The organism is Mesorhizobium sp. M5C.F.Ca.IN.020.29.1.1, from assembly GCF_003997375.1.
GTDB lineage: Bacteria > Pseudomonadota > Alphaproteobacteria > Rhizobiales > Rhizobiaceae > Mesorhizobium > Mesorhizobium wenxiniae.
Genome location: NZ_RZSW01000173.1, coordinates 1 through 11,072 on the forward strand (window position 1 = coordinate 1; position 11,072 = coordinate 11,072).

6 protein-coding genes are annotated in these 11,072 nt (G+C 61.9%); 1 reads left to right on the plus strand and 5 read right to left on the minus strand.

All coding sequences use genetic code 11. The features are described 5' to 3' along the window. The 5 genes from EOA85_RS15775 to tagH form a co-directional block, all read right to left on the minus strand. A partial coding sequence (locus tag EOA85_RS15775; RefSeq protein ID WP_164759686.1) for a serine/threonine-protein kinase occupies positions 1 to 1,868 on the minus strand: 1,868 nt, incomplete at its 3' end. Between the two features lie 5 nt (positions 1,869 to 1,873). Then, positions 1,874 to 2,641 (minus strand): protein phosphatase 2C domain-containing protein, encoded by a 768-nt coding sequence (locus EOA85_RS15780; RefSeq protein WP_127210204.1) that lies wholly within the window; start codon positions 2,639 to 2,641, stop codon positions 1,874 to 1,876. Between the two features lie 159 nt (positions 2,642 to 2,800). Next, a complete protein-coding gene (tssM, locus tag EOA85_RS15785) occupies positions 2,801 to 6,364 on the minus strand; it encodes a type VI secretion system membrane subunit TssM (protein ID WP_127210206.1) in 3,564 nt (1,187 codons plus the stop codon). 22 nt (positions 6,365 to 6,386) lie between these two features. Beyond that, complete coding sequence (gene tssL, locus EOA85_RS15790) at positions 6,387 to 7,901, minus strand: type VI secretion system protein TssL, long form (RefSeq protein WP_127210208.1); 1,515 nt, start codon at positions 7,899 to 7,901, stop codon at positions 6,387 to 6,389. Positions 7,902 to 8,307: 406 nt separating this feature from the next. After that, on the minus strand, positions 8,308 to 9,366 hold the full coding sequence (gene tagH, locus EOA85_RS15795; protein ID WP_127210210.1) for a type VI secretion system-associated FHA domain protein TagH: 1,059 nt from the start codon (positions 9,364 to 9,366) through the stop codon (positions 8,308 to 8,310). 200 nt (positions 9,367 to 9,566) lie between these two features. Between tagH and EOA85_RS15800 the strand changes: the two genes are divergently transcribed. Next, a partial coding sequence (locus EOA85_RS15800; protein ID WP_164759687.1) for a type VI secretion system tip protein VgrG occupies positions 9,567 to 11,072 on the plus strand: 1,506 nt, incomplete at its 3' end.

Consider the following 11,072-nt stretch of genomic DNA (forward strand, 5'->3'; position numbering starts at 1 on the left):
GCTGGGGGCGAAGCCTTGTCGGCCGGCGGCATCGGCGCGACCTGGATGTGCGGCGGAACCGGCTCCGGGGTTTCCTCGGTTGGCGAAAGGACTTCGGCGGGCCGTGTCGGCTCCAACTTTTGATCCGCCGCGGCATCTGCCCGATTTTCAGCTGGCGATGGCGCCTCGGCTGCCGCCGGCTCCGAGGTATCCTCGGATGCCACCGGCTCCGAAATGTCCTCGGATGCCGCCGGCTCCGGGGTGTCCTCGGTTGGCGAGAGGACTTCGGCGGGCCGCGTCGGCTCCAGGCTTTGATCCGCCGCTGCACCTGCCTGACTTTCAACTGGTGGCTGCGCTTCGGCTGCCGCCGGCTCTGAGCTTTCCGCGGATACCGCCGGCTCCGAGTCTTCCGCGGATACCGCCGGCTCCGAATCTTCCTCGGATGCCGCCCGCTCCGGGGTTTCTTCGGATGGTGAGAGGACTTCGGCGGGCCGTGCCGGCTCCAGCTTTTGATCCGCCTCGGCACCTGCCTGACTTTCGGCTGGCGGTGCAGTGGCTTCTGTTCGTGACTGCTCAGGTGGAACTGACTTTGCCGGTTCGTCGCCCGGCGAGCTTGCAGCGCTGTCCGTCGGGGCCGGTTTTGATGCTTTTGGCGACAAAAACGCTGTATCGCCGGCAGTCGGCGTGGAAGGCGTCATCAGGCCGCCCAGATAAACACCTGCACCCGACGCGACAGCCAATGTCGCCAAGGCAGCGATCGCGATCGATCGGGTCTTGGCCGACTTTGCAGGGACCTTTGGCAAGACCGCGCGAGCAGGACCGGCAACTGGCGAAGGCCTTGGCTCGGACAGAAGCGCCGGCCGGACATGCGGAACGAAGCGCTGCTCACCGGCAGCCGCCGGAGGCTGACTTGCCATATTAGGACCGGCAAGTTTGGGACCGGGAAGCTTGGGGCCAGGCGCGGCGGTTCCCCCGGTTCGCAGCGTCCGATCGCGCGGTGTGGTCGACGTTGGCGGCCTTGTCTCCTCGTCCGTGTCGTCACGTGTCGCCCTGGCGATATCCGCCATGCTGATCGGCCGTTCCTGTGGATCCGGCTGCAGCATGGCCTCAACAATTCCACGAAAATCGGCATCGATGTCGGATAGGTCCGGAACGCTTCGGCGTTTTTCCACGATCTCGTACTGGGAGCCGCCCATGTCGATCGGTTTTCCACGCAGAGCAGCGGCCAGCACCAGGCCCAGGCTGTAGATGTCGGATTGCTCGCTGACTTCGCCGCTGTACAGCCCGAGTTGCTCGGGAGAAACGTAGTTGTACTTTCCCGCGAACTTTCCGCCGATCAGCGTCTCGCCGCCGACGGTCGCCGACCGCGCAATACCAAAATCGATGATCTTTGCGCGATCGACCCGGCCTCCCGGCAGGATGATGTTGTCCGGGGAGAGGTCGCGGTGTATTGCTCCCGCCTGGTGCACGGCGCTCAAGCCGGAAGCCAGGCGATGGCACAGCTTGCGCACGTCTTCCGTCGGCATCGGGCCACGTCGCATAATATCGAACAGCGATTGGCCGTCGACGAATTCCATGGCGAGGTAGGGGCGACCAATGCCTGGGTCGATGGTGAAGACGTGATATCGCACGACCGCTTCGTGCGACAGGTGATTGAGGATCGATGCTTCCTTGCGGAACAGCGACAGGATCGTCTGATCGCGGGCGAACTCGGGCAATACGATCTTGATCGCGACGTGGTCGCCGGTCTGGATGTTGTGGCCACGGTAGACTTCGCCCATGCCACCGAATCCGATCCGCTCGTCCAGTTCATAGATGCCGCTGAGTTGCGTGCCTACGGCTGTTGTGGCCACGTCAGGCGATATCCGCGTCTTGTCGTCGGCGCTCATCAGCCTCAACCTTCCGCCCTGGAAGGACCGGGATAGGCCCCATTGCCCCCGTCTCCGATCTTGACGAGCACGATCGTGACATTGTCTGTTCCACCGCGGGCCAGCACCATTTGCAGCAGGTTTTCGCATGCCGCCTGAGGTGTCGCCGACACCGCCGCCGCCTCGATCTCGGCGTCTGTGACATGCGCTGTCAGCCCGTCGGTGCTCAGCACAAATATGTCGCCCGGCGTGATTTCGCCTTGCTGGAAATCGATCACGATCTCGTCGCTGACGCCGACCGCATGCGTGATAACGTTGCGGCGCGGCCAGGTGAGCGCCTCGGCTGCGCTGATCATGCCCTTGTCGAGAAGTTCCTGGACTTCGGTATGGTCTCTCGAAATCTGGGAGATCGAGCCGTTGCGGATCAGGTAGACGCGACTGTCGCCCGCCCACAGGCAGGCAAACCGCCCGTCCATAGCCAGCAGGGCGGCGACAGTGGAGCCAATGGTCACGCCGCGGGATTGCGATATCCTGCGTATTTCGGCGTTGGCCCGGCTCAGCCGGTCCTCGAAGCGCGCGCGAAGATCCGGTGCGGAGCTTGCAATACCAATCGTTGCCAGATGATCGACGATGCTGGCCGATGCGACTTCCCCGGCATCATGTCCACCCATTCCATCGGCCACCACCCACAGGCCGGTGTCCGGCTCGACCAGATAGCTGTCTTCGTTGAGCTCGCGGACACAGCCTCTGTGGCTGACGCCGAAGCTTTCAAAGGGGAGGGCGACATCGTTCACTTTGCCACCAAGCGCTTCTCAAGCGTCCTCTGCGGCGCACCGTCAGGCGCTCGCTCGCGCCAGTTTGCCACAGGCTCGAACGTTAGAGTATCGAAATCAACGTCCGCCCAGCTGTTGCCGATGGACAGCCGCACCCTATTGGAAAATTCAAAGGTCATCTCAAAACGCCTTTGGACAGCTGAACCCGGAAAGCGCAGGAAGGAAGAGAGGGATTTGGTCCGAACTGGCCTGGACCGTATAGGCGACATCGCGTCCGCCGATCACGAAGCGGGCTTGCGTGTTGCCGCCGGTGCTGGTGATCTCAGCCTTGTCCAGCAGGCGCTTCAGTGCCCACGGACCTTCGAACTTGATCGCGGATTCACGGCCCGGCATCTCCGGAATGAGGCTCAGGCTCGCCGACGCGGAAGCCATGCCGCTCGGCCAGGTCACCGTGCTTGGCGCGTTGCCGGCCTGGTTGCTTTGGACGATCTGGCCATCGACGTCGAGTATCGCCGTCTCGGCATCGCCATGCAGTGAAAACGGCGTAAAGGTGACACTGACCGACGGCACCGAACCACCTGAAGGAAAGAAGGCGTTGCGGATTTCCGCCGCCAACTGGAAGTTTTTCAAGGTCGACTTCGACAGGTCGCGCCCGAAACGCGCATCCTGCTTCCAGTTCCAGTCCTGGCCGGTCATGTCGATCAGCGATGCGAGATTCTGTGCGAAGAACCGGTCCATCAGTCCGCCTGGAGCGAACAGTTTTGCGAAATCCGCCATCGCAATATCCTCCGGGCCATCGCTGGCGAAGGGATAACGGCCCTCGACCATAGCCTCGCAGGCGCGCGTGACCATCTGGTCGAGCATCTGGTTCAAATTCGTCAGCGAGGTTTCTGCGACATTGCCATCAAGCTCGTCGGCGGTCGCAGTAACCATTCGGGCGAGTTGCTTGGGCAGACGCGAGACATTGGCGCGAAGGGTGGATATCTGCAGCTGCAGATTCATGTTGGCGCGTTCCGTTTGCGAAGGGACATCGGCCGCCAATTGCAGGCTTTGATGGATGTCGCGGAAATTCTGGGTCAGTGCATCGATTGGGCGGCGCCCAGTGGGACCGTTCACCAAGGCCTGAAATGATCTGAATTGCGCTTCGATGTTCGCCCCGGGGTTCTGGTTTTGCCCGCGAGCGGACCCCGTGCCGGCCCGGCTTTGCGATTTGCCGCTGGCGATTTGAATGCCGATGCGGGCCAATCCGCTGGCGATATCTGCAGCGTTTTGCGGCTCGGTTTGAAGCATGCCGGCTTCGGCCCCGGAGCCGGACTCTTCGCTGGGACCAGCGTCTCGCGTCAGCGCTGTTTCGTCGGCGATCGCGGTAAAAAGCTGGTCGATTGGCGAGCTTGGTGACGCGGCGGCGGAGAGCGCGATATAGTCCGGCTTGTCCTCCAGCATTGCCTTGAACTTCAGCTTTTCGAGAACGCCGTTCCACGCCGCGGCGAACTCCCTGCCATAGCGCTCGACAAGTTCGGGACCGAGTTTTGGCAACTCCTGGTCGATGCCGCCTTGCTCGGCGCCGCCGCCGAGAACCCACTGGTCATCGACAAGCATCTGCGCAATGCGCGAGAGTTGTCCGAGATAGAAGTCGTTGAAGCCGCTATAGGTGTAGATACCCGGAACGCGAAGACCTGACAGATCGCCGCCATCGACACGCTCGAACAACAGCTGCGCTTCCGGGCCGCCTTTGACGGACACGGAAAAATCATCCAGCGCTGCGGCGTAGACCGCCGACTTCACCAGGGCAGAGGCACGATCGGCAAGGCTCATGCGTCCGAGCGAGCGTTGAGCGGCTTCGACAAGTGGCTGGTTGAGTTCGAAAACCGGGTCATAGGCATCGTCCAGCGCAAGCATGGCCCGCAGATGCTTTTCGAGTTGCGCCCGTCCCTCGCGGTTGTTTTCACCCGGATACCGGTTCTGCTCCCAGTCCCGCCTCATCCAGGACACGATCAACTCGTCGCCGACCTTGGGCGCCTTGCCGCCAAGCATCATGTAGATCTTCAGCGGTTCGTAGAGCGAGGTGGGATCAGCCATCCTGGCCTGGATCGTCCGTTCGGCCTGAAGCAGCAGGCGCGAGCGGAACATGCGCTCCAGCGCTTGCCGGTAGGCTGCTTTTGATGCCGAAAGAAGTCTTTCCCGCTGACTGAGACCGAACGTCTCCTGGATCGGGGTCGGCAGGTCACTGGTGTCGAACCCGGCCGGCAGTTCGCGCAACTGGTCGAGCGGGCCGATGACGTTTTCAAGGTCGACGTCGGCGACGGTCGTGCTTTTGAGGAGCGGGTCCGCCGTCTCGCGATACTGGCTTGCAGCCTGCGTGGTGGAAGCGATCAGCGACCTGTTGGCCGTAAAGCTCAGGGCCAAGGTGCCCAGAGCCGCGGCAGCCATCAATGCTATTGCGCCAAGGCCGCCATACCTGACGATCGCTGCGCGCCTTTCAGCCGATTTGTCGTATGAAACCCAGCCGGATTCCGCGAAAATGACGCCGGTCAGAAGATCATGCAGGAAGAAGCTCTTGCCGGTGCCGGAAAGATGGGCGCGAGAAGCGCTGCCGAAACTGCGGCCGATTGCGCCCAGCACCTGGTCGATCGGCGTGCCCTCCTGCGTGCCTGACGAAAAATACAGTCCACGCAGGCTGACATTCACCTGGCTGCGGGCCGGATCGAACAGGCTGGCGACGAAATCGGCAATACGGCCTTTCAGCGCGCCAAACTGGGCTGGAAAGCCAAAGATGGCTATGCGCGCGACCGGATCGGCCTCTTCCTGCAGGCGGTCGGCGATCTCCTCCGCCAGGCGCTTTGCCAATGCGTCGAATTCGGCCGGTGCCTCACCGGCCATGTTCTTGCTGCGATCGGCGGTCTGGAATGTCGCGCCCCACACTTTGCAGCGGCGCTGCTCGTCGAAGCCGCCAAAATAATCCATGAAACCGGAGACAAGGTCGGCCTTGGTGAAGAGCAGGTAGACCGGGAACTGGATTTTCAGTGTTTCGTGAATTTCGCGCAGACGGCTGCGTATTTCGACGACATGGCCGTCAAGCTGCCGACCATCGAGGCTGATGAGATCGGCAAGGCTGATGGCCAGTATAACCCCGTTGATCGGTTGCCGGGGGCGGTATCGCTTGAGCAGCGACAAGAAGGCGAGCCAGCTCTTCTTGTCGCTCTGCGCATTGGAATCCTGCGTGGTGTAGCGTCCGGCGGTGTCGATCAGCACCGCCTGATCGGTGAACCACCAGTCGCAGGATCGTGTGCCGCCAACGCCGGCCACCGGCTGGGCGTCGCCCGAACCGGCAAGCGGAAAGTTCAGACCCGAATTGACCAACGCCGTTGTCTTGCCGGCACCAGGTGGGCCGATGACGACGTACCAGGGAATCTCGTAGAGGAAATTGCGCTTGCCGCTCGACCGCTTGAGCGCAGCGATGGCCTCACTCATGCGAGCCTCGAGCACCTGCGAGTCGTCATCCCTGTCGTCGTTGCGGGCGACTATCGTCTCGAGCGCTTTTTGTGCCTTTCGCTTTTGCCAGAAACGGAGTCCATAGAAGAGCGTCACGATCGCAACGATCATGCCGATGATCGTCACGCGCAGCCAGACGGGTGCCAGCGGGCGCGTGTCGGCAAAGCGGATCAATGGTCCGGCAAACCAGACGGCTGCCGCGAAACCGGCCAACGCGATCGCGCTGAATATCCGCAGCAGCCAACGCGTCATAGGCGCTTCCAGATGGCCGTGCTCACAGCGTTTCCTCCTTGGGGATCATCAGGTCGACACGGCGATTCTGGGCGCGGCCTTCCGGCGTCGCATTGTCGGCGATCGGTTCGTCTTCGCCCTTGCCGTCGACCGTGATCCGGGAAGGCTTGCTGAACCGCGGCGCCATCATCGCTTCGACAGACTTCGCCCGGGCGATTGAAAGGTCGAAGTTGGATTTGAACGGGCTCGATTTTCGCGGCTTCACATTGTCTGTGTGGCCGACGATCATGATCGGTCCAGGCTCCGGTTCCAGTGCGGCGGCGATGTCTGCGGCGATCGGTCCAAACTCCGGATTTATCTCGGCCCCGCCGGACGGGAACAGCAGGACATTGTTGATCTCCACGATGATGAACCTGCCCTGCGTGCCGACGCTCAGCCCGCCGCGCGCGATAGTCTTGGCCAGTGCCGCATGGATGCGGTCGATCTGGGAACGGGTAGGGGCGACAGGCGGAGCGACTTTTACCGGCGCAGCCGACGGCGCCACGCTGGCGCGTTCGATGGCGATCGGCGTCGACGGATCGAGCGCCAGCAACCTGCCGGCAAGGGCATCGCCCTCGTTGGTAATGAAGACCCGCAATGCGAAGAACGCCGCCGTCAGCAGCGCCGACGCAGCCGCCGCAATCACCCAGAGCGGCAACCAGGCCGACGACTGTGGGTTGGACACCGCCAGGCTTTGCCAGTGCGGCGAGATGTCGTCGTCGGCGCGCGCCCTGAAGTAGCGAAGCGTCTCGTAGACGTCGCGTCGAACGCGTTCGAGATTGTTGTCCTCGCGCGCAAGGCCTCGATACTGGCCTTCGAACCCCAGCGACAGGCAGGCATGCATCAGTTCAAGCAAATCATAGTGTGCCTCCGGCGCGGCCAGTATCTTGTTCAGCGCTGCGTAGAAACCCGAGCCGGTGGGCACGACGTGAAAGAACTGTGACAGCATGCTGTGCTGCGCCCAGGCGTCTGGCTTGGGCCAAGGCAGGTTGCCGATGAGGTCGTCAGCGGTTTCGCAGAGAGCAAATTTTGCGATCCGTGCATCTTCTTCGGGAACACCGGCTTTCTCCATTGTCCGGTCGAATTTTTCGATCGCCTCGGCGACATGTTCCGCCAGCTGCTCCGCCTGTCTTTCGACAGCCATAAGCCTGAGCTGGCCAAACAGCATCAGCAAAGGCGCGGCCGCGGCGAGGAAAGGATTGGCTGCGGAATATCTGACGCTGTCCGTGGCCTGCAACAGGATGTCCTGCTGAATGCCCGGCGTCGCCGCAAAGGAGCCGGTTGCCGCCGCTGCGCCGGGGTCTGCATCCTGATAAATCACGGTTCCCGATGTCCAGCCCGGCGGTGCATGCCGACCGACACCCGGATCGAAAATCGTTGAATCCTTAACCTGCGAGGGACCGGGGTGCCCGCTGTCGGGAACGGGCCGCTGAGGAGCGGGCGCTGATTTTACAGCGCGGCGCGGTGCGCGAATGACGGTCTTGCCCGCTGGGCCGAAAGGATCGTCCTTCGAGCTCATCGCCAAACGTCCGTCCACACCTGGTTGCTGCGTGTGCGCCACAGGCGAGCAAAACGGTCCCTGGCCAGGCGCAGGAAATGCATACGCTGCTGGCGAGGGCAGTGTCTGGAGTAAGGTCGGCTATATCTTTCTATCCCGCCGTAACATGACATGTGCCGCAGACCCCAGGTCAATCAGCCTTACCCGCTGGCGAACTGTCGTAAGTGATCGTAAGCTTAGAAACGGTCGATTGGAACCAGATGCAGCGCTGCGAAAGGATTTTTCTTCGCCAACTCAACTACAGCGCCGCATCTTTGGGCACGCCAACGACGCCCTGATACATTCCAGTTGGTGCGTGATCCGTTCCGCAGCCGAAGCCAAGCGCAGCAAACCGATCCGATTTTCGGGGCATCTGCCAGGTTTCGGTCTACTTTTGCTTGTCGGCTTTGGCATAGGCTTCGCTGAAATAGGCGAGGAATATGTCCAGCATCCCGTTTTCGTGCGCTTCCTCCATGGTTCGCCATTTGGCGACGAAGGCGTCCCAGGCCAGGCCCTTCTTCGAGGTGAATGACGTCGGCGGGAGTTTTTTGCTGATCGCCTCGGGCGACAAATCGTCAAGCAGCCGGGAGAGCGCAGCTTGCATGGCTGCATAGGTGGCAAATTCGTGCGTCTTGAGATCGCGGAACGCGTCTTCGACACTGTGCCTGGCATCAAGGTAGCCGGATCTGCGCCGCGCAAACATGATTTCGAGTATTTCGTCGGTTCCCGGGACGAACTTTAGCGGATTGTTGTCGGCAGCGCTGATCATCGTCCGGTGTGTGCTCTTGGCCAGTATTTTGGCAGCCGCACGTGCTTTCAGCAGCAGGGCCAGTTCCTCGACAACCGTCCGCAGCACCGCGCCGATTTCGGCAGCCACTTCATGCGGATCACGCGATTGAAGCACTTCCGGCGCGATGCCGGCTGCGATCGCGATGTCCCGCAGCACCTCGTCTCTCGTCGAAGCGAGATGAGCGGGCGGCGAAGACGTCGACACCGGTGCTCTCTGCCCGGGCCGTTGCTCTACCGGCTCGAAGAAAGGCTGGTCTCCGAATTCCCGCGGCCGCCCGGTTGCGACAGGCATTTGCCGCTGCGTCGAACCGTGGCTGCTTCGAGGCTGGCCTGTCGCGGCGCGCTCGTCATCGATCGAAACCAGGACGACATAGCGGCCGATCAGCAACCGGTCGCCTTGACCGAGCCGGTGAGGGCCGGCCATGCGCTGGGTCGATCCGTTGATGAATGTGCCGTTGCGCGAGATGTCGTGCAGCCAGAACGCGCCTGCCTGGTAACGCACTTCGCAGTGTCTGGCGGAGATGAACTTGTCGGGGTCGGGCAAGGTCCAGTCACAGGCTTCGCGGCCGATTTCAAAGCTGCGATCGCGAGCGGAGTAGCCGGTCGACATACCGGCGGGCAGCGAGACGACATTGTTGATCTGCAGACTGATATACATTCAAAATCGCCGTCGATCCTGTCTGGAAACTCACCCAGGACACCCCATTATACCAGCAATTTCTGAGCGCGGCGGCACAGAAGCGTTCAAGTCGATGATTCCGCAGGCGAGCAGGCTGCAGTCGCCAACGGTCCCCTTTGGTCGGTGCAAGACATGTGCTAGGCTCAGGCAGAAACGAGCGGCGGGAGGGGGCACGACCCATGCCGAACGAACGTGCCACGGTTGTGCAGACGCCGGTTGGCGCTGACCTGTTGACCTTCACGCATCTTGTCGGGCGCGATGAGATCAGTCGTTGTTTGGCCTATACGGTCGGGTTCGTCAGCAACAGCCCCGATATCGATCCGCTGAAGATGCTGGGCGGTGCTGTTTCGGTCGAAGGTGAATCAGACCCGAAACGCTGGTTCAGCGGCCTTGTCTCCGAGTTTCGGCTGACCCGGATCGAGGACCGCCTGGCATACTACGAAGCCGTCGTCAGGCCATGGCTCTGGTTTCTCGGCAATACCACCGATTGCCGCATTTTCCAGAACATGAGCGTCATCGAAATCGTGGAGGAGGTTTTCTCGAAATACAGCACGGCAGAGTTCGAGAAGCGCCTGCAGGGGTCCTATCCGCAGCGCGAATATTGCGTCCAGTACGATGAGACCGATCTCGATTTCGTGCAGCGGCTGCTCGAGCACGAAGGCATCCTGTATTTCTTCGAGCATGACGAGGGCAAGCACACGCTTGTGCTCGCCGATGCCATGAACAAGCTCAAGCCGGCGCCCGGCTATGAAAAGGTGCCCTATCACTTTGAAGGGCAGGGCTCCCGGCGCGATGTCGAATACATCACCGAATGGATTCCGGGCAGTTCGGTGCGGCCGGGCGCCTATGTCCATACCGACTATGATTTCAAGAAGCCGGGCGCCGACCTGATGGCCAAATCCGCCCAGCCGTTCAGCCACAAGCAGGCCGCGGGCGAGAATTACCGCCAGCCCGGCGCGCATCTCGACGTCGGCCGCGGCGACAGCCTGGCCGCGATCCGGCGCGAGGAAATCCAGGCCGTGCACCAGCGCATTGCTGCAGTCGGCACCGTGCGCGGCCTGTATTCCGGGTGCACGTTCAAGCTGGACGGCTTCCCAAGGGAAGACCAGAACCAGGAATATCTGGTGGTCAGCGCCGAATACAGGCTGTTCGATCCCGGCTACAGAGCCCTTGCCGACGTCGAAAGCGAGAACTTCAAGGTGATCCTCGGCGTGGCGCCGACCGCCTTGGCCTATCGCCCGCCGCGGGTCACGACACGGCCGATCATGCGCGGACCGCAGACGGCGACGGTGGTCGGTCCGTCCGGCGAGGAAATATTCACCGACAAATATGCACGGGTGAAGGTGCAGTTCCACTGGGACCGTCTCGGCAAGAAGGACCAGAACAGTTCCTGCTTCGTGCGGGTCTCGCAGACCTGGGCCGGCAGCGGCTGGGGCTTCATCCAGATCCCGCGCATCGGCCAGGAGGTGATCGTCGACTTCATCGAAGGCGACCCGGATCTGCCGATCATCACCGGCCGCGTCTACAACGCCTCCCAAATGCCGCCCTACGGACTGCCGGGCAACGCCACGCAATCCGGCTGGAAATCCGACTCGTCGAAAGGCGGCGGCGGTTACAACGAACTGATGTTCGAGGACAAGGCCGGCTCCGAACTGGTCAATTTCCAGGCACAGAAGGACCACAAC

Excerpts from the sequence above, each read along its gene's own strand:
- tssM (WP_127210206.1), bottom strand. The coding sequence starts at position 6,364 with ATGACGCGTTGGCTGCTGCGGATATTCAGCGCGATCGCGTTGGCCGGT.
- tssL (WP_127210208.1), bottom strand. The coding sequence starts at position 7,901 with ATGAGCTCGAAGGACGATCCTTTCGGCCCAGCGGGCAAGACCGTCATT.
- tagH (WP_127210210.1), bottom strand. The coding sequence starts at position 9,366 with ATGTATATCAGTCTGCAGATCAACAATGTCGTCTCGCTGCCCGCCGGT.